The following is a 20,380-nucleotide window of genomic DNA, read 5'->3' as shown; positions in this document are numbered from 1 at the left end:
TTCTCGCCGGGAAAAGGCCCGGAAGGGAGGCTTCCAGACCTTTCCGTGCGCCGATCAGTTGCCATCGCGACGGGCGAAGCGGTTGAAGATGCGCTCTCCCGCGTTGACCGCGCCCTCGGCCACATCACGCAGGACGCCGATGAAAGGGTCCTGGGACTGCGACCAGGACTCCCGGTAGGAGCGAGCCGCGGCCTTGACCTCCTCGGAGATCTTGGCGTTGGAGTCGTCGGCGCGGCGGGGGTAGTCGCCGCCGAGGATCGTGTCGTACTCGCCGCTGCGCCGCCACTTGTCCAGCTCGGCGACCCGGGAGACCGCGAACGGGTGGGTGGTGCCGAGCAGGTTGAGGACCTTGAGCAGACCGTCGCGGACGTCCCCGGCCGTGTCGTACTCGCGCGCCTGGTCGAGGAAGGCCTCGATGTTCATCTCGTGCAGGCGTGAGCCGCCGGCCAGTTTCATCAGCGCGCGCAGGGCGGCGTCGGGATCCTGGCCGCAGAGCAGGCCGCCTCGGTCGGCGGAGAGCTCGGACTTGCGGTGCCACTCCTCCAGTCCGGCGACGATCGCGCGCAGGCCGATGTAGCCGAGCGGGATCCAGGCCACCCGGGTGGCCAGGCGGGTGAGGATGTCCAGCATGGTGCGGTAGACCGCGTGGCCGGACAGGATGTGCGCCGTCTCGTGGCCGATGACGAAACGCTGCTCCTCTTCGTCCATCAGGTCGAGCAGGCCGGTGGAGACGACGATGAACGGGTCGTCGAAGCCGATCGCCATCGCCTGTGCCTGCGGGTTCTGCTGGACGTAGATCTCCGGGATGCGGTGGAGATCAAGGGCGTAGGCGGCGTCACGGCCCATGTCGTGCAGTGCGCGGAACTGGGTCTCCCCGGCGCGCACGGCCGAGGCGAGGTAGATCAGGCGCAGGCGGCGCTCGCTGATCAGGCCGGACATCTGCTTGAGCACCGTGTCGAACCCGCTGAGCGAGCGCAGGGCGACCAGCGCGGACCGGTCGGCGGGATGTTCGTATGCACGTGAGCTGATGCCGGGAAGCTGCACGCGGTTGCGATCCGGGGTGGTGGTCATGTCCGGCATGCTACGTCGGGGCCGCCTGACATGCGCGGGGGGTGATTAAAAGCCGCGTACCGCTTACGCGTATGGTCCGTTCCATGATGAACGCGGCTACCGGTGACGGCAAGCGACGTCTGGGCGTCATGGGCGGCACCTTCGACCCGATCCACCACGGTCACCTGGTCGCAGCCAGTGAGGTCGCGCACCACTTCAACCTCGACGAGGTGGTCTTCGTGCCGACCGGACGCCCCTGGCAGAAGGCCGACAAGACGGTTTCCGCGCCGGAGGACCGCTATCTGATGACGGTCATCGCGACCGCGTCCAACCCGCGTTTCTCGGTGAGCCGGGTGGACATAGACCGGCCGGGGCCGACCTTCACCATCGACACCCTGCGTGAGATCTCCGCGGCCTGGGGGCCGGACGTCGAGCTGTACTTCATCACCGGCGCCGACGCCCTCGCCCAGATCCTGAGCTGGCGCGATGTCGACGAGTTGTTTACCATCGCGCACTTCGTCGGAGCCACCCGCCCCGGCCACACCCTGCACGACCCGGGACTGCCCGAGGGCAGGGTGAGCCTGCTGGAGATCCCCGCGCTGGCCATCTCGTCCTCCGAATGCCGGGAGCGGGTGGCCTCGGGGCAGCCCATCTGGTATCTCGTTCCCGACGGTATTGTTCAGTACATCAACAAGCGCGGCCTCTACCGCCACGTGCGCCCCTCACCGGACCGCCGATCCGTTTGCGGCTCGGAATCGGGTGGCACACGATAGGTGTTGTACCTATGGCGTACCCCCGATGCTCTTCAACGGGCATCCGATCGGGCACCCTGGTAGGTGACAGCGCCGATTACCGGAGGACTGACTCACACCGTGACCGCAACCGACAGATCCGTTCAGCTCGTCAGACTCGCAGCCGAGGCCGCGGCGGACAAGCTGGCCGATGACATCCTCGCCTATGACGTGAGCGACCAGCTCGTCATCACCGACGCCTTCGTGCTCTGCTCCGCCACCAACGACCGTCAGGTCCGCGCCATCGTCGACGAGATCGAGGAGAGGCTGCGGATCGAGGCCCACGCCAAGCCCGTCCGCCGGGAGGGCGAGCGTGAGGGCCGTTGGGTCCTGCTGGACTACATCGACATCGTCGTGCACGTGCAGCACGAGGAGGACCGCACCTTCTACGCCCTGGAGCGCCTGTGGAAGGACTGCCCCTCCATCGCCCTGCCCGACAGCGTCACACAGGTCACCTCCCAGCGCGCCCGCCAGGCGGTAACTGAGTGAGTCGTCGTGTCGTCTGCCTGAGACATGGCCAGACACTGTGGAACGCCGAGCACCGCTTCCAGGGCCACAGCGACATCTCGCTGGACGAGACCGGCATCGCGCAGGCGGCCCGCGCCGCCTCGCTGCTCGCCTCCCTCCGCCCCAGCATGATCGTCTCCTCCGACCTCCGGAGGGCCTTCGACACCGCCTCGGCCCTGGGCCGCCTCGCCGGTCTCGACGTGGCGGTGGACAAGGACCTGCGTGAGCGCGGCGGCGGCGAGTGGGAGGGCCTCACCCGTCAGGAGATCTCCGCGGGCTGGCCCCTGGAGTACGCGGCCTGGGACGCCCCCGGCGGCGAGCACGTCTTTGACGTCGCCGAAAGGGTGTCGTCGTCGATCCGGCGGTGGGCCGCCGAACTCGACCCCGACGGCCTGCTGGTGGTCGCCTCACACGGGGCGGCGATCCGGCTCGGCATCGCCAGGCTCCTGGGCCTGCCCGAGGAGCTCTGGTCCGCTCTCGGCGGCCTGGGAAACTGCTCGTGGTCGGTGCTGGAGGAGGGGCGCAGGGGGTGGCGCCTGCTTGAGCACAACGCCGGGACACTGCCCGAGCCGATCCAGAGCGACGACAGTCCCGAGGCCACCCAGCCGTGACCGGAGGACACGGCTTGCGCCCGGAATGATGGGGTGCGAGCCGTACGGCCGTCGATTAGGTGATCGCGCGGCTGTCCTTGTATGCTTCCGAAGCGCCGCGACGAGAGGACTCGGAGCGGTGACCAGGGGCTATGGCGCAGCTGGTAGCGCGCCTCCATGGCATGGAGGAGGTCTGGGGTTCGAATCCCCATAGCTCCACCGTCGTTCCGCGCCCACCGTGTGGAACAGGTCGCCGGAGGGCGGCCGGATCCGGGGACATCCCCGGATCCGGCCGCCCTCCGCCGCTCTCCGGGGCTTTCGGATCACCGCTGTTCGTCGTGGTCCGGCCGTCTCCGGCGGAACCAGCGGGCGCCGGTCAGGCGCCGGGCCGCGCGCGGGGTGCGGTCGCGCCGGTCGGTCCGCAACCACAGTTGCACCCCGGCGCCGCCGAGGGCGGAGACACCGATCCGCAGCGTGCCCCCGGCGGTCTCGGCGAGCCGGCGGGCGATGTCCAGGCCGAGCCCGGTGGACCCCGACCCGCTGGCCCCGCGCCGCAGCGCCGCCTCGGGGTCGGCGATGCCGGGCCCCGCGTCGGCGATCAGTATGCCGACCGTGCCGGAGCCCCGGTGCAGGGTCACCGTGAACGCCGTTCCCTCGGGGGTGTGCCGGAAGACGTTGCCGAGCAGCGCGTCCACCACGGCTCCCAGTTCGGCGGCCGTGACCGGGACTCCGGCCGGTTCCGACGCGCCGATCAGTTCCCACCGGCGCCGCTGGTCGTCGGCCAGGGCCGACCAGAAGGTCAGCCGCTCGCGCAGCAGGTGGGCGGCGTCGCAGTGGACCGCCTCCGGCGCGCGGGACGGCTGCCGGGCCGCCGCGATGATCTGGTCCACCTCCGACTCCAGTCGGCTCAGGGCCCGGCGGCTCTGCTCGGCCCCCGGGCCCAGGTGGTCCAGGCTGAGCCGGAGCGCGGTGAGCGGTGTGCGCAGCCGGTGTGACAGGTCGGCGGCCATCTCCCGCTCGGCGGCGAGCAGTTTCACCATCCGGTCGGCCATGGCGTTGAACGCGTCCCCGGCCGCGGCCAGCTCCGGCGGCCCCTCGGGTTCGACCCGGACGCTGAAGTCACCGGCGCCCAGGGAGACGGCCGCCCGGCCCAGGTGGCGGGCCGAGCGCACCACCCGCACCCCCAGCCGGTCGGCGACCAGCACCGAGCCGGCGACCAGCACCACCGCGACTCCGGCCAGCACCGCCCACGACGTGGCGACGTCCCGGGTGAGGTCCCCGGAGGGCACCAGGATCTCGATGGTCGCGGTCCGGCCGCCCTCCAGGGCGACCGGGCGCAACAGCAGGTAGCCGCCGTCCGTCTCGGTGGTCACCGCCCGGGTCAGCCGGGAGGCGGCGGACACGGTCTCCGCCGGTGCCCGGAGTGCGCCCACCGAGCCGCCGCCCGGCAGGTGGATCGCGATCCGGTCCCGCGCGCCGGTGCTGGCCACCGCGTGGGTCAGCCTGGCCGGATTCACGGTGATGGCCAGCACGGGGACCAGCGCCGACGCCTGCCGTTCGGCCTCGGACAGCGCCCGGCCGTGCGCGATCTCCCGGACGATGAGCCCGAGCGGGATCAGAAAGGCCAGGGCGATCATCGAGGCGCCGGCGAGGGCGAGCAGCGCCAGGGTCCGTCTCACGACGGTGTGATCAGCATGACGCCGACGCCGCGCACGGTGTGCAGGTAGCGGGGGGCGGACGCGCTCTCGCCGAGCTTGCGCCGCAGCCACGACAGGTGGACGTCGATGGTCTGGTCGTCGCCGTAGGACTGCTGCCACACCTCGGTGAGCAGTTCCCTGCGGGAGACGACCCGGTCGGCGCGGGCGGCGAGATAGGCCAGCAGGTCGAACTCCCGCCTGGTCAGGGTGAGCGGTGTGCCGTTCAGGACGGCCTCGCGCCGGTTGAGGTCCACCGCGAGCGCGCCGACGCGCAGGGTCGAGGGCCGGGCCGTGGTCCGGGCGCGGCGCAGTACGGCGTCCAGCCTGGCGTTCAGGTGGTCGCCGGAGAAGGGCTTGACCAGGTAGTCGTCCGCGCCCGCCTCCAGCAGGCGGACGATCTCCGTCTCGTCGTCCCTGGCCGTGGCCACGATGACGGGGACGCTGGAGACGCTGCGGACCATCTTCAGCGCCTCGGACCCGTCCAGGTCGGGCAGGCCGAGATCGAGGATCACCGCGTCGGGGGGATTCTGGGTGATCTCCCGTAACGCGTCGAGGGCCCGCCCCGCGCTGCGCACGGCGTGTCGGCGCCTGCTCAGTTCCTGGATGATCGCGGAGCGCACGTACTCGTCGTCTTCCACCACGAGAACCGTCGCCATGTGACATAACCGTAGTGAACAAAGAGGCACATGAGGTAATAATTCACCCCATGCGGCAAACGCTTGGGTTAATGGCAGTGTGGTGTGGAGCCACGGTTCTGGCGAGCTCGATCACCTGGTTCGGTGTCCGTGACGTGCTCCGGAGTCAGGTCTTCGACGACGCGAGGATCGAGCCCCTTGGCGTCGCGCTCACCCGGGTGACGGCCACGCCGCACCCCTCGGAACTGCCGAGCGGTCCCAGGGTCGTCCCCGCGCGGCCCAGTGTCTCACCCCCGCCCCGCGGGCGCACCCCCAGGGCCTCCACCGTCTCACCCGCGCCCGCCCGCGACGGGCGCCGGCCGCGGGTCATCGGTTCCCCGTCGTGGAACGCCGGGGAACCGGTACGGCCGAAGGTCTTCACCACTCCGGACCCCCAGCCGTTCGGCACCGCCGTTCCCCGGTCGGCTCAGGGGTCCCCGTGAGCCCGGGTGAGCTCGCGCAGCCGTACGGCGGCCGCGGGGATCTGGTGCTCGGTGAACACCGAGACGCCGTGCAGTTCGAGCAGGGCGGTGGTGACGCCGCCGCCGGGTACGCGGTGACCTTGGAAGGTGCCGTCGTAGACGGTCAGGACGCCGCAGGAGGGGCTGCCCTCCTTCAGGATCGCCACCCTGATGCCCGCGGACCGGACGGCGGCGAGCGCCGATCGGGCCCCGGCGAGGAATGCCCCGGTGACGTCGGCGCCCTCGGTCGTGAGCACCCGGGCGCCCCCCGCGAGCACTGCCGCGCCCCCGGCGCCCCCCTCGATCTCGGCGGCCGGGCGCGGCACGGGCAGTCCGCCCTCGACCTCGGGGCAGTGCGGTACCAGTCGTCCCTCCCGCCGCCAGGCGGCCAGCAACGCGTCGCCGCTGGTCTTGGCGGCTCCGTCGTAACGGACCTTCCGCCCCATCAGGCAGGCGCTGACCAGGATTCTCTCCATCCGCCCAGGGTATGCGCCGCGGGGACGAGGGGGAGGGGGCCGGGCAGTACCCTACTGGTCATGGTTCCCGCCGCTGTGATGTCGCGATGATCGGCCCGCTCGCGACCGGCCTGATCGTGCTGTCGCTGGTGGTCGTGGTGTCCGGCATCGTGACCACCGTGCGCGACCGGCCCATGGGGACCGTCCTGCTCGTCCTGCTCGGGGTGCTGGAGGTCGGACTGCTGGTCCAGGCGGGGTTCGCGATCGCCGGGGTGATCCGGGGCGAGGGGCCCGGCGAGACGGCCACCGTCGTCGGCTATCTCGCGGGCACCGCGGTGATTCCACCGGTCGCGGCGTTCTGGGGGCTCGGTGAGCGCTCGCGCTGGGGACCCGCGGTGATCGTGGTGGCGGGGTTCGCGGTCTGCGTGATGATCGGGCGGCTGCTGCAGCTCTGGCAGGGGACGGCGTGAGCGAACCGGCGATCGGTACCGGGCCCGGCCGCGCGCTGGTCGCGGTCTACGGGGTGTTCGCGCTGGCCGCGGGGGCGCGCGCGGCCGTGCAGATCGCGACGCGCTTCGACCAGGCTCCGCTGGCCTACCTGCTGTCGGCCTTCGCCTCGGCGGTCTACATCGTGCTGACCGTGGCGCTGGCCAGAGGGAGCCGGCGGCCGGCGCTGGCCGCCTGCGGCATCGAGCTGGCCGGGGTCCTCGTCGTCGGCACGCTGAGCATGCTGGATCCCGAGGCGTTCCCCAGGGCCACCGTCTGGTCGGGTTACGGCAGCGGCTACGTGTTCATCCCGCTCGTCCTGCCGGTTCTCGGCCTGTACTGGCTTCTGTCGCGAAAACAGCGCGGCGGCAGTTAGGGCCCGCCGCTCTCGGGCAGGTCTGCCTCTCGAACCCACAAGAGGGAGGCAGAGTTGTGAGCACGATCGAACAGTCCGTCGAGGTGAACGTTCCGATTCGGACCGCGTACAACCAGTGGACCCAGTTCGAGAGCTTTCCCGAGTTCATGGAAGGCGTCGAGTCGGTCAAGCAGCTGAGCGACACCCGTACGGCGTGGGTGGTCGAGATCGCGGGGGTTCACCGTGAGTTCGAAGCCGAGATCACCGAGCAGCACCCCGACGAGCGGGTGGCCTGGAAGTCCGTGAACCGGCCGCACCAGGCCGGTGTGGTGACCTTCCACCGCCTCACCTCGGACACCGCACGGGTCACCCTCCAGATGGAGTACGACCCGGAGGGTTTCGTGGAGACCGTCGGTGACTGGTTGCAGATCGTCCGCCTGCGGATCCGCGGGGACCTGGAGCGTTTCAAGACCTTCATCGAGGCGCGGGGCGGCGAGACCGGCGGCTGGCGCGGGGAGGTGCCGGCCCCCCAGGACAGGGGGACGGGCGTTGCCGGGCCGGGCACGGGTGGCGCGGAGGACGTGATTCCGGGTGACCGGCCCCTCGGCGGCGCGGGCTACGGCTACGGCTACGGTGAGCCGGCGCCCCCGCGTACCGTGGGCCAGGACTATCCGCCGGAGTCCCCGCTGGCCCCTCCCGGCAGCGGTCCGCTGCCGTCGGCCGGCCGACGGCCCGGTGAGGAGCCGCCGACGCCCCCTGGGCCGCGCATCTGACGCTCGCGGCCGGGTAAAGGCGGAAAGATCCGGGTCACGCCCTGCGGGAGGGGCGTGGCCCGGTTTCCGCGTTGTCAGGCCCCTTGGTAAGGAACAAAGCGGCGTTTTGGTTCTGTTACAGTTGGGTCTGCCAATCATCCTATGATTGGGCGAATCAACTGAGGAGGACTGACCCCCGCATGAGCGTGCTAACCCAGGGGACGACACGGGGCCGCACCGGTGGAACGACCGGATCTCTGGCCTGGTTGCTCGTGCTGGGAATCATCCTCGCCGCAATGAACCTGCGCACCGCGGTCACCAGCGTGGGGCCGGTCCTCGACCAGATCTCGTCCGGCCTGGGCATGTCCGGGGTCGGGGTCGGGCTGCTCACCACACTGCCCGTGCTCATCTTCGCGTCGGTCGGCGCGGTGACGCCCGCGCTGGCCAGGAAGGTGGGTGAGCACCGGCTGCTGCTGCTCGCCCTGCTCACCCTCGGCACCGGCCTGCTCATCCGCGCGATGGTCGGCTCGGCCGAGGTGTTCCTGTTCAGCAGCGCCCTGGCGCTGTCCGGTGGCGCGGTGGGCAACGTGCTCATCCCCACCCTGATCAAGCGTCACTTCCCGGGCCGGGCCGGGACCATGACAACCGTCTACACCACGGCCCTCGCGGTCGGCACGATGCTCGCCGCCGCCGCGACCGTGCCGATCCAGCGGGCCACCGAGGGAAACTGGCACGTCGCCCTCGGGGTGTGGGCGGCGCTGGCCGCCGTCGCCGCCATTCCGTGGCTCGCGCTGTCGCGCAGCGAGCCGGAGCGGGACACGGGCGTCAACGGCCTCGGGCCCCGGGTCCTGGTCCGGAGCAGGCTCGCCTGGGCGGTCGCCGCCTACTTCGGCACGCAGAGCATGGTCGCCTACATCATGTTCGGCTTCCTGCCCAAGATCCTCATCGACGGCGGTTACACCGCGGGGCAGGCCGGACTGGTGCTGGGCGTCTTCACCGCGATCGGCATCCCGGTCTCGATGATCGTGCCATGGCTCGCGTCGAAGTTCTCCGACCAGCGGCCCGTGGTGGTGACGTTCGTGCTCTTCTACACGGTCGGCTTCCTCGGCCTCTGGCTCGCCCCCGCGGGCCCGGCATGGCTGTTCGCCGCCCTGGTCGGCGTCGCGATGGGCTCCTTCCCGCTCGCGCTGACCATGCTCGCCCTGCGCACCCGCACCCCGGAGGCCACCGCGGCGCTGTCCGCCTTCGGGCAGAGCACCGGATATCTCATCGCGGGTGCCGGACCCCTGGTCGTCGGTGTGATGCACGAGTCGACCGGCGGCTGGACGCTGCCGTTCCTGCTGCTGTTCGCCGTGGTCGCGGTGCAGCTGGCGACCGGCTGGTACGCCGGGCGCTCCCGCTATCTGGAGGACGAGCGGGTCCTCACCGCCTGACATTCCGCCCGGCACTCATCTGAGGCCTCCGCACCGGTACGGCCTGCGTCTCCTCGGGGGCGGCGCAGGCCGGTACTGGCATGATGAGGGGATGCGAATCGGTGGATCGACATTGGTCGGCTATCCGGCGGGTGAGGTGCGGGGACGTTCGGCGGTCGTGGGGACCGTGCCGGTGGGGGGCCGGTACGGGACGATCGTGGCCGAGACCCCGTTCCATCCGCTCGACCACACCTGGCCGGACCAGCCCGCGGACCTGGGCACGATCGGCGGGATCGCCGTGGTCGACTGCGTGACCGGGGCCGTGGCGGACGGCGGGCCGACCGTGCACCTCGGCGAGGACATCCCGGTGCGCAGGGGCACCCCCGGCTGGAGCTGGCTGGTCGTCCACGTCACCGACGAGCCGGTACCGGCAGGGGAGGTCGAGCTGGTGGTGGACGAACGGCGGCGCCGCGCGCTGTCGGCCGGGCACACCGCCTGCCACCTCACCGCGCTCGCGCTCAACGCGGCACTGGCCGGCCGGTGGCGCAAGGAGGTCCCCGTCGACGGGCTGGGCCACCCCGACTTCGACCAGACGGCCATCACCTCCTCGCGGATCCTGCCCGACGGCAGCCGGGACGCCTACCGCCTGGGCAAGTCCCTGCGCCGCAGGGGGTTCACCGTCGAGGGGCTGGCCGAGGACCTGCCGGAGATCACTCGGGGGGTCGACGACCGGCTCAAGGAGTGGATCGCGGCCGACGCCCCGGTCCGGATCGACAGTCCCGGCCCCGAGCTGACCGCCCGCCGTACCTGGCACTGCGGCCTGCCGGGCGGTGAGGTCGCCATCCCGTGCGGCGGCACGCACCTGTCGCGCACCGGCCAACTCGGCTCGGTCGCCGCGACCCTGGAGCTGTCCGCCGACGGCACCGAGCTGATCATGCACACCGTCGTCGGATAGCGGGCTCCGGCCACCGCCGGCCCCGCCCGCCGCCGCCCCCCGTCTCCACGGGGATGGCGCGCGGGGTGTCCGGAGTCGGCTAAGATTTCATCTGCGTCGCAAGGGGCTATGGCGCAGCTGGTAGCGCGCCTCCATGGCATGGAGGAGGTCTGGGGTTCGAATCCCCATAGCTCCACTCGGGGCCGTTCTCAAGACGGCCTGGGGGAAGTTGACGAGATCCCGCCGATCGCCTCGATCGGCGGGATCTCGTCGTTTTCCGTCGGCGGCCCTCTCCCCGTGTGGGAGGCGGCCCTGAAGAAGCGGCCTGCGGCTTCAGCGCGCGCGCTCGACCCGGCCCTCGTGCCAGACCGCCTCGGCGCTCTCGTAGACGGTCCCGTCGGCACCGAAGATCAGAAAGCGGTCGAGGTCGGTGGTGAACCAGCGGTCGTGGGTGACGGCCAGCACGGTGCCCGAGAAGGCGGCCAGGCCCTGTTGCAAGGCCTCGGCGCCGGCCAGGTCCAGGTTGTCGGTGGGCTCGTCGAGCAGCAGCAGGGTCGCGCCGGACAGCTCCAGCAGCAGGATCTGCAGCCGGGCCTGCTGGCCGCCGGACAGGGTCTCGAACCGCTGGTTCGCGGCGGGGGCGAGCTCGTAGCGGGCCAGAGCGGCCATCGCCTCGTTCAGAGTGAGCGCGTGACCGGTCGTGATCAGGTCTGCCGGAGTGCGGCCGTGCAGGTCCGGCCGGGCGTGGGTCTGCACGAAGCGACCGGGCACGACCCGCGCACCCAGCCGCACCGAGCCGCTGTGCGGCACCGCGGGTACCGCGCCGTCCGCGGCCTGCTCCAGCAGTTGAAGGAAGTGGGACTTGCCCGAGCCGTTCGAACCGAGCACCCCGATGCGCTCGCCGTACCAGATCTCGGTGTCGAACGGCCGCATCAGACCGGTGAGCTCCAGGTTCTCGCAGACGACGGCGCGCTTGCCGGTGCGGCCGCCGCGCAGCCGGATCCGCACGTTCTGCTCCTTGGGCGGGCGTTCGGGTGGGCCGGCCTCCTCGAAGCGGCTCAGCCTGGTGCGTGCGGCCCGGTAGGCCGACGCCACCGCGTCGTTGCCGGCGGCGGTCTGCCGCAGGGTGCGCACCAGCCGCTTGAGCCTGGCGTGTTCCTCGTTCCATCGACGGCGGCGTTCCTCCAGCCGGGCGACGCGGTCCTGGCGGCCCTGGGCGTAAGTGGCGAAGCCTCCGCCGTGGACCCAGACGCCACGCGACTCCACCGTCACGATGCGGTCGGCGGCGCCTGCCAGCAGCCGCCGGTCGTGAGAGACCAGCAGCACGGTCTTGGTCGTGGCCTGTAGCCGGGTCTCCAGCCACTGCTTGCCGGGCACGTCCAGGTAGTTGTCGGGCTCGTCCAGCAGCAGGACCTCGTCCGGGCCGCGTAGCAGGGCCTCCAGGACAAGTCGTTTCTGCTCGCCTCCCGACAGGGTGGTCACCGGACGGTCGCGGACCGTGTCGCAGGGCAGGCCCAGGGCGGCGGTGGTGCAGGTGTCCCAGACGACCTCCATGTCGTAACCGCCGGCGTCGGCGTAGTCGGCGATCGCCTGCGCGTAGGCCAGCTGCGTCGTCTCGTCGTCGTGAGCGTTCATCGCCGTCTCCGCCCGCGCCAGGGTCGCGGCGGCGGCGCGGATCCGGTCCGGCGCCACCGACAGCAGCAGATCGTGCAGAGTCCGGCCGTCACGAACGCTGCCGATGAACTGCCGCATCACTCCCAGCCCTCCGGAGGAGGCCACGCGACCGTCGTCCGGCTGTGAATCTCCAGCGATCAGCCGCAGCAGGGTGGTCTTGCCCGCGCCGTTTGGTCCCACCAGGGCGGCTTTGACCCCGTCGCCGACGCGGAACGACACCTCGTGAAGAAGTAGCCGCCCGTCCGGCAGCACGTAGGTCAGCCGGTCCACCTCGACATGCCCCGCCACCGCCGCTCCTCGACTCTGCTCGGATCCAGTCTCCGGATCGATGTTCTATGCACTGGACCAATGATCCGGTGCTCGATCACCATACTAGACTCATCCCCGTGGACACGAGCAAGGCAGGATCGGGAGCAGGACGCCCAGGAGCGGCGGGAGGCGTGTGGCTGCGGCCATCCGCGCGGGCTGGGCGTGACGCGCCGCCGCTCAGCCGGGACCGAATCGTCGAGGAGGCGGTGGCACTCTTGGACGAGGAGGGCGCCGACCGGCTGACCATGCGGCGGCTCGCCGAAAGGCTCGGTACCGGCTCCACCACGTTGTACTGGCACGTGAAGACCAAGGACGACGTCCTTGACCTCGCCCTCGACACGATCTTCGCAGAGGTCGAGATCCCGCGAGAGAGCGGTCAGGGGTGGCGTACCGACATCACCACGTTGATCAACGGATGGCGCGCCGTCCTCCTGAGACATTCCTGGTCGGCGGCGCTGCTGGGCCGTCCGATGCTGGGCCCCAACGTGCTGGCCCGCAGCGAGTTCCTGTACGCCACCCTCCTGGACGCCGGGGTCACCGAGTCCCGCCTCACCGCCGCGGCGTACGGGCTGTCCAACTACGTCATCGGTTCCGCGCTGATGCAGACCACCTGGCTGACCAGCGCGGAGCAGGCGGTACGGCAGGCCGCCCGGGAGCATCTGCACGCCACCCGGGAGCGCTACCCCACCCTCGCGGCCCACGGTCCCGCTGTCGCGGACGACGACTGGGACACCGGCTTCGCCCTCGGCCTCACCTGGCTTCTCGACGGTATTGAGACAGGTATCGCCACTGAGGACGCCCCTGGTCGGGACTCGATCCGAGACCGGCGGTAGCCACTCAGCCCGCCAGGGCCGGACGCAGGAGAGCCGGTCCTTCTCGGGGCGGAGCGGCGCCTGACGGCTCCGGGGTACGGGGCGGTCCGGCGTTTGCGGCCGGTGCCGCGGGGCAGCCGTGGGCGAGCACCCAAGACGGCGCCAACGGAAGGGTTCCCCATGCTGCGTCACAGGCAGGCGGTCGGCACGGTGGCGGTGATCGCCCACCGGAGGAAGTCACTCGGCGGCGGGCTGGACGAGCTGCGCAGGCTCCTCGCCGACCAAGAGGTGGACAGGCTGCTCTGGTACGAGGTCCCCAAGAGCAAGAAGGCCCCGAAGCAGGCGCGCAAGGCGCTCAAGGAGGGGGCCGAACTGGTCCTGGTGTGGGGCGGGGACGGCATGGTGCAGCGCTGCGTGGACGCGCTCGCCGGCTCCGGCGTGACCGTGGGCATCATCCCGGCCGGTACGGCCAACCTTTTCGCGGGCAACCTCGGCATCCCGGAGGATCTTCCCGAGGCCGTGCGGATCGCCTTTCACGGGGAGAGCAGGAAGCTGGACCTGGGCAAGGTCAACGGTGAACACTTCGCCGTCATGGCCGGAGTCGGTTTCGACGCCGAGATGATCAAGGATGCCGACCGGGGGCTGAAGGACAGGCTCGGCCGGATCGCCTACGTCTGGACCGGCCTGCGGCACGTCCGCGGGGAGCTGGTGCGGATGGAGGTCAAGCTCGACGGGGTGACCTGGTTCGAGGGGGAGGCGAGCTGCCTGCTGCTGGGCAACGTCGGCACCATCACCGGCGGCATCGAGGCGTTCGACGACGCGCGCCCCGACGACGGGTGGCTGGAGATCGGTGTGACCACGGCGAAGGGGCCCATCCAGTGGGCACGGATGCTCGGCCGGATGAGCTCGGGGCGGTCGGAGGAGTCCCCGTTCGTCAGGATGACCCGGGCGCGCAAGGTCCACGTCAGGCTGGGCGCCCCGATGACCTACGAGTTGGACGGCGGTGCCAAGGAGAGCGTCACCAGGCTCAAGGCGAAGGTCGTGCCCGGCGGCATCACCGTCCGCGTCCCCGCGTCGGCCGAGCCAGGCGAAGAACCGGCCGAGTGAGCAGGGGAGGCGGGCCGGATCGGCCGAGCTGACCGGATCGGTCGGATCGGCCGCGGGGCGGGGCTGATCGGCTGGATCTGTCGGAATGGTCGCGGGGCGGGGCGGGGCTGATCGGCCGAAACGGACGGAACGGCGCGCGGGCCGCGAAAAGGCACTCTCTGGGCCTAACGCCCTCCACGGCCCGCGCGCACCCTACGGCCCGCACGGCACTCAAGGGCCCACGCGCCCTCCCGGCCCGTACGGTCGATCAGGCGGTCGTGACGGTGATCTGGAGCTCCGTGATCCATTTGTCCTGATCGTCGCACGGGCACTCGATGCTGACCTCGCGGCCCAGCCCGAGGCTGCGGTAACCGTGCTCGTCGATCCAGTGGGCCAGCGTCTGGAACGTGGTGCCGACCCCGTCCATCGAACCCCGGTGGATGATCGTGGCGGCTGTCTCGACCGCCGGCAGGTCCACGATCGCGAAGTCGTGGTCCTCGCGTGGTTCCGCGGTCACCTCCACCCCGGCGTGCACGATCACCCTGCCGTCCGCGTCCGGTTCGTAGTAGGCGATGCCGTACCCCGACGGTGCCACCCCGGCGAGGTCGAGCCGCCGGAACAGCTCGCCGTACAGAGGTTGGATGACCGGTCCGATGTCCTCGCCCTCGTAACTCGCCGCGATGGCGGTGATCTCGGCCAGGTGAACCGGTGGGATCCGTTTGAGGACGACCTCTTCGACGCTCATGTGCCCCTCCTTCTCGATCGTCCGGAGCCTCGCCTCGACCCGGAGCAGCCGCGCTCTGTCCGCCGCGATCCGCTCCTCCAGCTCCGCGCGGCGTAGCCGTACCATCCCCTGCAACTCGACCGTGGTCACCTTCTCGTCGAGGATCGACCGCACCTGTTGCAGGGTGAAGCCGAGATCCTTCAGCGCGATGACGCGGTTGAGCCGCTGGAGCTGGCTCGCCTGGTAGAAGCGGTAGCCGCTGGCCGGGTCGACGCGGGCGGGCTGCAACAGCCCGAGTGCGTCGTAGTGGCGCAGCATGCGCACCGACACGCGGCCGAGCTGGGCGAAGTCTCCGATGCTGAACATGACGCTTCCAGGTTTAGGGGCTCACATGGTGTCAGAGTCAACCCGGTGTTCCGGGTCTCAACGTCTCGGACGGGCCGATGCCCTGGGGCTCGGCCCGTCCCCGCTGTTCCGGCGGGCGGACGCCCGCCGGGCCGGGTCGGCTGTCCGCCGGGCGGTTCAGCTGAGGGCGGCGAAGGCTCCGGCGCCGATGAGGGCGACCGCCCAGGCGAGGTCGAGGTTGAACCACGCCTTGCGGAGCACCGCGACGCCCAGCCGCTCGTAGACGACCATGGCCAGGATCGTGATCGTCGAGAGCATGGCCAGGGTGTGGATCGCGGTCGCCAGCAGGCTCTGCGAGGCCAGTACGGCCGCGCCGTGCCCGCCGCGCAGGGTGATCGGCAGCACCATCAGACCGGCGCCGTGCGCGGTGGCCATCAGGAACGACCAACCGGCCAGCTGCCACCAGGTCACCTTCATGCCCACCCAGCGGGGATGGCGTCGCCGGATGATCCGCCATACCCCGAACCCGCACACCAGGATCGCCACGCCGTAGGAGACGAGCTTGGGCGGGGTGGCCACGCGGGCCGCGGAGACCAGGCCGAGCGTGATCAGCACCGAACCGGCGTGCCCGAGCACGATGGGAGGCAGCGCGCGCAGCACCGCGGCACGGGAGCGTTCCTGCAGGCCGAGGGCGACCGCGAAAAGCCAGCCCATGGCCGGATTCAGGCCGTGGAAGGCGCCGAGTCCGGCCAGGATCAGTACGGACGTCAGATCCACCGGGCACTTCCCGCCGGAACCGTCACGGGAGGTGGGATCACGGGAAGCAGAAGGAGTCGGAGGAGGAGTCTCCTCCCTGGAGGCGGATCTGGTGGGCGCGGCGCCCGTCGGTGGCGAAGTCGATGGAGAAGGCCGGATCGAGGGAGAGCGAGCCGTCTCCGCCGATGTCGACCTTGGCCATCCAGCTGGAGATGCCGTCGGGGTAGAAGACGTCGTCCCAGGATCGGTAGAGCGAGTTGGTGAAGTAGACCCGGCGCCCGTCCCTGCTGGTCTCCACCATCTGCGGACCGCCGTTCAGCGCCCGGTCGGGAGCGGCCGGATGCGGATCGCGCCGGGCGATGCCGCCGATCCGCACCGAGCCCGCCTCGCGAGGGGCGAACGGGTCGGAGACGTCATAGCTCTTGAGCTCACCCGTGCCCCAGCAGGAGATCAGCAGGACGCGGTCGTCGAGGGTCAGCGAGATGTCGGTGACCAGCGGCGGCACCGCTCCGAACTGTTTGAGCGGCTCCGGCAGCAGATCGACCGGGGCCGGTTCTGCGGGAATGGTGATGATCTTGCGAGCCTTCCAGACCCCCTTCTCCTGATACCAGGTGAAGATGTTCGCCGACAGGTCCTCGACGTTGATGACCGTGTTGACGAACCCGTAGGTCTTGGTCGGGTCGTGGGCGGGGCGCAACTCCAGGGCCATCTGGTGCTGGTCGCCCAGGTCGATCTCCTGCAGGTGCCTGCGCTTGGGCAGGTCCCAGACGTGCAGCCGGTGGCCGTACTCCCGTCCGGCCAGCAGGTCCAGTGAGGGGCCCGCCTCGATCTGGTTGGGGGTGCCCCACTCGCTGCTGATCATCGTGTCGTGGCCGAGATGCCACCAGAAGTCGTAGTGCATTCGCTGCGAGCCCCGATCCACCTCCCAGCGGCCCTTCGGCTCCAAGGTGTCGTGGTCGAGGGTGAACACCCCGCCCGGCGCGTCGCCGTCCACGTTGCCGAGCGCGCTGATGTAGATCGCGTCGGTGCCGCAGTGCACGGTGTGCGGGCGGCTGTAGCCGGTTTTCCGGAAAAGCGTCTCCGGCTCGATCGTCTTGACGAGCCGGGGATGCCGGGGGTCGTCCTTGACGTCGAACACGTAGATCCTGCTGGAGCGCAGGCCGGGCAGGATCAGATAGCGCCGTTCCACATGCGGATGCGGAGCGTAGGGGCACAGGGCGGCGCTGCAGACGTTCCACCCGAAGTGGTGAAGTTCGTCGCCCGCGACGGGCATGTCGTGAATGTCGACGATCGACCCATTGGACAGGTCGATCGTGGCGAGTCCGTCGGGACGCCCCTGCCCGGCGGCGTCGAGCAGGGCGACATAGGCAAGCTCCTCGCGCGGGGCGAGCATGGCCTCCCGCGCGGAGGGATAGAAGGTGGGATCGGGCTGGATGAGTGCCATGGTGGACTCCTAGGCCGAGATCAATACCCCACTTATTCTGGAGGAAAACTCTCCGCTGTCCAGGCGTGATTTTAGGTAACCGAATCAGCGGGGGAACGGCCGGAGTCCTCTGCCGGAGGCGCCGGGCGATCCCGGGCGGACGAGACGCGGGTCTCGATACCGTCCAGCATACGATGCGGGCCGGACTCGAAGCCGTCGTCCCCGCCGCGGAGGACGGCCACTCCGGTGACCGCGCCGGCGCCGGGGACGTGTACCGGTCCCGTACGGCGTGTCACGCCGTCATCGGCACCGGGGTCAGCGCCGAGGCCGGGGCCGGGGCCGGGCGCGGGGGACTCGGTGTCCCGGGCGCGCCCGGCGTGTGACCGGGTACGGCGCGTGACCGGCTATGGTGCGCGGCCGGTTATGACGCGCGGACCTTCCTGGCCGCGGCCACCATGTTGCGCAGGCTCGCCTCGGTCTCGGCGTAGCCGCGGGTCTTCAGTCCGCAGTCGGGATTGACCCAGAGCCGCTCCGGTTCCACCGCCCGGATCGCCAGCCGGAGCGCCTGCTCGATCTCGCCGGTCTCCGGTACGCGCGGGGAGTGGATGTCGTAGACCCCCGGGCCGATCCCGCGCGCGTATCCGGCGGCGCCCAGGTCGTCCAGGAGCTCCATCCGGGACCTGGCCGCCTCGACGCTGGTCACGTCCGCGTCCAGGTCACCGATGGCACCGATGATCTCCCCGAACTCCGAGTAGCACATGTGGGTGTGGATCTGCGTGGAGTCGGACACCCCGGAGGTGGCGAGCCGGAACGCGCCGACCGCCCAGGCCAGGTATCCGGCCTGGTCGGCGGCGCGGAGCGGCAGCAGCTCCCGCAGCGCGGGCTCATCGACCTGGATGATCCGGATTCCTGCCGCCTCCAGGTCGCGGATCTCGTCCCGGAGCGCCAGCGCCACCTGCCGCGCGGTGTCGGCCAGCGGCTGGTCCTCCCGGACGAACGACCAGGCCAGCATGGTCACCGGCCCGGTCAGCATGCCCTTGACCGGCCTGTCGGTCCGCGACTGGGCGTAGACCGCCCAGCGCACCGTCATCGGCTCGGGCCTGGCCACGTCCCCGAACAGGATCGGCGGCCGCACGCACCGCGTGCCGTACGACTGGACCCAGCCGTGCTGTGTGGCGGCGTAGCCGTCGAGCTGCTCGGCGAAGTACTGCACCATGTCGTTGCGCTCGGGTTCGCCGTGGACCAGCACGTCCAGCCCGATGTCCTCCTGCAGAGCGATCACCGAGTCGATCTCGGCGCGCATCGCCGCCTCGTATCCGGCCTGGTCGATCCGGCCCGCCCGCAGGTCGGCGCGGGCCCGCCGTACCGCGTCCGTCTGCGGGAACGAGCCTATGGTGGTCGTGGGCAGCAGCGGCAGTTCCAGCGCCGCCCGCTGAAGCGAGGCCCGTTCGGTGTGTCCGGCCCGCGCCGTCCCCTCTCCCAGGGTCTCCAGCCGTGCCCGCACCCGCGCGTTCACCGGGGGGCGCGCCGCCGCGGCGGGTACGACCGCCTCCGGCCCCTCCCGCAGCGCGCGGCCGATCGCCACGACCTCCGCCACCTTCTGCCGGGCGAACGCCAGCCCCTCGGGCAGCCCCTCCTCCCGATCCAGGTCGAGCGGGACGTGCATCAACGAGCACGAGGTGGAGACCACCACCTCCCCGGCCAGTCCGAGCAGCGCGGCGCAGGTGGACAGCGCGGTGGGCAGCCTGGTCCGCCACACGTTGCGGCCGTCCACCACCCCGGCCACCACGGTCTTGCCCGCCAGTCCCGCGGCCCCGGCGAGGTTGCCGGGACCGGCCACGAAGTCCAGCCCGATGGCCTCGACCCGGGACGCCGCGAGCACCGGCAGCGCCTCGCCGATCTCGCCGAAGTAGGTGGCCACCAGCAGCCGGGGGCGGTGGCTGAGCCCGCCGAGGTGATCGTAGGCGCGGGCGAGGGCCTTCAACTCCTCAACGGACCTGTCTCCGGCCAGCGCGGGCTCGTCGAGCTGCACCTCGGTGACTCCGGCGGAGGCCAGCCGCTCCAGCAGTTCGGCGTAGACGTCCAGCAGGTCGTCCAGGAGCAGCAGCGGTGAGAAGCCGGCCTCCCCGCCGGCCTCGCCGGTCTCCGCGGGGGATCCGGTGGCGGGCCCGGCCGTGGTCTCGGCGGTTGACTTGGCCAGCAGCAGGTAGCTGAGCGGGCCGACCAGCACCGGCCTGGTCTCGATGCCCAGCTCCCTGGCCTCGCCGTACTCGGTCAGCGGCTTCTTCCAGTCGAGCCGGAACCGGGTGTCGGGGCCGAGCTCGGGCGCCAGGTAGTGGTAGTTCGTGTCGAACCACTTGGTCATCTCCAGAGGCGCGATGCCCTGGGTGCCGCGCGCCATCGCGAAGTAGCGGTCGAGGCCGTCGAGCCCGGCGAAGCGGGCGGGGACTGCGCCGAGCATGACGGTGGTGTCGAGGACGTGATCGTAGAAGGAGAAGGTGTTGGACGGGATGTCGGTCAGCCCCGCGTCGCGGAGATCCGTCCAGGTGCGCTCGCGCAGGTCGCGGCCGACGGCGCGGAGCCGGGAGGCGTCGATCGTGCCGGCCCAGTAGGCCTCGACGGCCTTCTTCAACTCCCGGTCGGGGCCGATCCTGGGGTAGCCGAGAACGGTGGTGCGCTGGTCTCTCATGGGTCCTTTTCCCTCGTGGAACCCGGCCGTGCGCGGGCATGCCGAGGGAAAGGCGATCCCCTCGGCCCTCCCGCGGGGCCATGGACGACCGCGTGCCGGCCGGCACGCGGGCGGTGGCAGGTATTCGGACTCGTGGGCGTCGCACTCGCTCCTACTGGCCGTCGCTTCCCAGGTGGTTGTCCCACCCAGTGCTTGTGTGACGGCGGTCGTTCCCACTCACCGCTGCGGGGCAGTCCCGGAGTCGCACCGGGTTCCCTGTTGCCTCGCCGCTCCGGTGGGGGAGCGGCGAACCAGCCGCACCGGCAGCATAGCCCGGCCCGCTCCGATTTTTTCTCCGACGGACCCCGGCGGATGTCACAGAGGCCGGTTCACGGTGCTGTTCACGTTCACGACGGGCC

General features: G+C 71.0%; 21 protein-coding genes, 2 tRNA genes and 1 riboswitch. Of the genes, 14 read left to right on the top strand and 9 right to left on the bottom strand.

Annotation, left to right across the window (positions count from 1 at the left end; all coding sequences use genetic code 11):
- Nucleotides 1–54: 54 nt before the first annotated feature.
- Nucleotides 55–1,080, bottom strand: a complete 1,026-nt coding sequence (locus ACWEF2_RS11540; protein ID WP_453814236.1) for a M48 family metallopeptidase — start codon at nucleotides 1,078–1,080, stop codon at nucleotides 55–57.
- A 74-nt stretch (nucleotides 1,081–1,154) separates the two neighbouring features.
- Between ACWEF2_RS11540 and nadD the strand changes: the two genes are divergently transcribed.
- The 4 genes from nadD (at nucleotide 1,155) to ACWEF2_RS11520 (ending at nucleotide 3,157) form a co-directional block, all read left to right on the top strand.
- Nucleotides 1,155–1,823 (top strand): nicotinate-nucleotide adenylyltransferase, encoded by a 669-nt coding sequence (gene nadD / locus ACWEF2_RS11535; RefSeq protein ID WP_453814234.1) that lies wholly within the window; start codon nucleotides 1,155–1,157, stop codon nucleotides 1,821–1,823.
- Nucleotides 1,824–1,922: 99 nt separating this feature from the next.
- Entirely contained in the window at nucleotides 1,923–2,330 is a 408-nt protein-coding gene (gene rsfS, locus ACWEF2_RS11530) for a ribosome silencing factor (RefSeq protein ID WP_355596056.1), read from the top strand.
- Nucleotides 2,327–2,959 (top strand): histidine phosphatase family protein, encoded by a 633-nt coding sequence (locus ACWEF2_RS11525; RefSeq protein ID WP_453814231.1) that lies wholly within the window; start codon nucleotides 2,327–2,329, stop codon nucleotides 2,957–2,959. The genes rsfS and ACWEF2_RS11525 overlap by 4 nt, the downstream gene beginning before the upstream one ends.
- A 125-nt stretch (nucleotides 2,960–3,084) precedes the next feature.
- Nucleotides 3,085–3,157: transfer RNA gene (locus ACWEF2_RS11520), tRNA-Ala, on the top strand.
- 104 nt (nucleotides 3,158–3,261) lie between these two features.
- On the opposite strand, the gene ACWEF2_RS11515 is transcribed toward ACWEF2_RS11520, so the two are convergent.
- Nucleotides 3,262–4,617 carry a sensor histidine kinase gene (locus ACWEF2_RS11515; protein WP_453814229.1) on the bottom strand — a complete coding sequence of 452 codons (1,356 nt, stop codon included), beginning with the start codon at nucleotides 4,615–4,617 and terminating at the stop codon, nucleotides 3,262–3,264.
- Nucleotides 4,614–5,291, bottom strand: a complete 678-nt coding sequence (locus ACWEF2_RS11510) for a response regulator transcription factor (protein ID WP_453814227.1) — start codon at nucleotides 5,289–5,291, stop codon at nucleotides 4,614–4,616. Before ACWEF2_RS11510 ends, ACWEF2_RS11515 begins: the two co-directional genes overlap by 4 nt.
- Before the next feature lie 71 nt (nucleotides 5,292–5,362).
- On the opposite strand from ACWEF2_RS11510, the gene ACWEF2_RS11505 reads away from it, so the two are divergent.
- Complete coding sequence (locus tag ACWEF2_RS11505; RefSeq protein ID WP_453814225.1) at nucleotides 5,363–5,752, top strand: hypothetical protein; 390 nt, start codon at nucleotides 5,363–5,365, stop codon at nucleotides 5,750–5,752.
- Here ACWEF2_RS11505 and ACWEF2_RS11500 read toward each other — a convergent pair.
- Nucleotides 5,737–6,246: a DUF523 domain-containing protein gene (locus tag ACWEF2_RS11500; protein WP_453814223.1), complete on the bottom strand. Its 510-nt coding sequence runs from the start codon at nucleotides 6,244–6,246 to the stop codon at nucleotides 5,737–5,739. The two genes, ACWEF2_RS11505 and ACWEF2_RS11500, sit on opposite strands and share 16 nt — an antisense overlap.
- Nucleotides 6,247–6,332: 86 nt before the next feature.
- Between ACWEF2_RS11500 and ACWEF2_RS11495 the strand changes: the two genes are divergently transcribed.
- The 6 genes from ACWEF2_RS11495 (at nucleotide 6,333) to ACWEF2_RS11470 (ending at nucleotide 10,360) form a co-directional block, all read left to right on the top strand.
- Complete coding sequence (locus tag ACWEF2_RS11495) at nucleotides 6,333–6,695, top strand: hypothetical protein (protein WP_453814221.1); 363 nt, start codon at nucleotides 6,333–6,335, stop codon at nucleotides 6,693–6,695.
- On the top strand, nucleotides 6,692–7,087 hold the full coding sequence (locus tag ACWEF2_RS11490) for a hypothetical protein (RefSeq protein WP_453814219.1): 396 nt from the start codon (nucleotides 6,692–6,694) through the stop codon (nucleotides 7,085–7,087). Before ACWEF2_RS11495 ends, ACWEF2_RS11490 begins: the two co-directional genes overlap by 4 nt.
- Nucleotides 7,088–7,143: 56 nt before the next feature.
- Complete coding sequence (locus tag ACWEF2_RS11485; protein WP_453814217.1) at nucleotides 7,144–7,839, top strand: SRPBCC family protein; 696 nt, start codon at nucleotides 7,144–7,146, stop codon at nucleotides 7,837–7,839.
- A gap of 179 nt (nucleotides 7,840–8,018) precedes the next feature.
- Entirely contained in the window at nucleotides 8,019–9,251 is a 1,233-nt protein-coding gene (locus ACWEF2_RS11480) for a CynX/NimT family MFS transporter (RefSeq protein WP_453814215.1), read from the top strand.
- Nucleotides 9,252–9,342: 91 nt separating this feature from the next.
- Entirely contained in the window at nucleotides 9,343–10,185 is an 843-nt protein-coding gene (locus ACWEF2_RS11475; protein ID WP_453814213.1) for a metal-dependent hydrolase, read from the top strand.
- Between the two features lie 102 nt (nucleotides 10,186–10,287).
- Nucleotides 10,288–10,360: transfer RNA gene (locus ACWEF2_RS11470), tRNA-Ala, on the top strand.
- A 137-nt stretch (nucleotides 10,361–10,497) separates the two neighbouring features.
- Here the strand turns inward: ACWEF2_RS11470 and ACWEF2_RS11465 are convergent.
- Complete coding sequence (locus ACWEF2_RS11465) at nucleotides 10,498–12,126, bottom strand: ATP-binding cassette domain-containing protein (RefSeq protein WP_453814211.1); 1,629 nt, start codon at nucleotides 12,124–12,126, stop codon at nucleotides 10,498–10,500.
- A gap of 47 nt (nucleotides 12,127–12,173) precedes the next feature.
- Between ACWEF2_RS11465 and ACWEF2_RS11460 the strand changes: the two genes are divergently transcribed.
- Both ACWEF2_RS11460 and ACWEF2_RS11455 read left to right on the top strand, forming a co-directional pair.
- Nucleotides 12,174–12,980 (top strand): TetR/AcrR family transcriptional regulator, encoded by an 807-nt coding sequence (locus tag ACWEF2_RS11460; RefSeq protein ID WP_453814209.1) that lies wholly within the window; start codon nucleotides 12,174–12,176, stop codon nucleotides 12,978–12,980.
- Between the two features lie 159 nt (nucleotides 12,981–13,139).
- Nucleotides 13,140–14,066 carry a diacylglycerol/lipid kinase family protein gene (locus ACWEF2_RS11455; protein WP_453814207.1) on the top strand — a complete coding sequence of 309 codons (927 nt, stop codon included), beginning with the start codon at nucleotides 13,140–13,142 and terminating at the stop codon, nucleotides 14,064–14,066.
- Nucleotides 14,067–14,313: 247 nt separating this feature from the next.
- Here ACWEF2_RS11455 and ACWEF2_RS11450 read toward each other — a convergent pair whose 3' ends face one another.
- From ACWEF2_RS11450 to ACWEF2_RS11440, 3 genes are all read right to left on the bottom strand, one after another.
- Nucleotides 14,314–15,135, bottom strand: coding sequence for a MerR family transcriptional regulator (locus ACWEF2_RS11450; RefSeq protein ID WP_453814205.1), 822 nt, complete (start codon nucleotides 15,133–15,135; stop codon nucleotides 14,314–14,316).
- Between the two features lie 156 nt (nucleotides 15,136–15,291).
- Entirely contained in the window at nucleotides 15,292–15,891 is a 600-nt protein-coding gene (locus tag ACWEF2_RS11445) for a hypothetical protein (RefSeq protein ID WP_453814203.1), read from the bottom strand.
- A 37-nt stretch (nucleotides 15,892–15,928) separates the two neighbouring features.
- Nucleotides 15,929–17,314 (bottom strand): selenium-binding protein SBP56-related protein, encoded by a 1,386-nt coding sequence (locus tag ACWEF2_RS11440; protein ID WP_453814201.1) that lies wholly within the window; start codon nucleotides 17,312–17,314, stop codon nucleotides 15,929–15,931.
- Nucleotides 17,315–17,487: 173 nt separating this feature from the next.
- Here ACWEF2_RS11440 and ACWEF2_RS11435 point away from each other — a divergent pair, with 173 nt between their 5' ends.
- The gene (locus ACWEF2_RS11435; protein WP_453814198.1) at nucleotides 17,488–17,676 is read left to right on the top strand and encodes a hypothetical protein; all 189 of its coding nucleotides are present in this window, start codon (nucleotides 17,488–17,490) and stop codon (nucleotides 17,674–17,676) included.
- 38 nt (nucleotides 17,677–17,714) lie between these two features.
- On the opposite strand, the gene metE is transcribed toward ACWEF2_RS11435, so the two are convergent.
- Nucleotides 17,715–19,982, bottom strand: coding sequence for a 5-methyltetrahydropteroyltriglutamate--homocysteine S-methyltransferase (gene metE / locus ACWEF2_RS11430; RefSeq protein WP_453814196.1), 2,268 nt, complete (start codon nucleotides 19,980–19,982; stop codon nucleotides 17,715–17,717).
- A gap of 98 nt (nucleotides 19,983–20,080) precedes the next feature.
- Nucleotides 20,081–20,293: riboswitch (cobalamin riboswitch) on the bottom strand.
- Nucleotides 20,294–20,380 lie beyond the last annotated feature (87 nt).

Source organism: Streptosporangium sp. NPDC004631 (assembly GCF_053601935.1).
The sequence above is the reverse complement of the archived record's forward strand: the minus strand, read 5'-3'. Positions and strand labels throughout refer to the sequence as shown.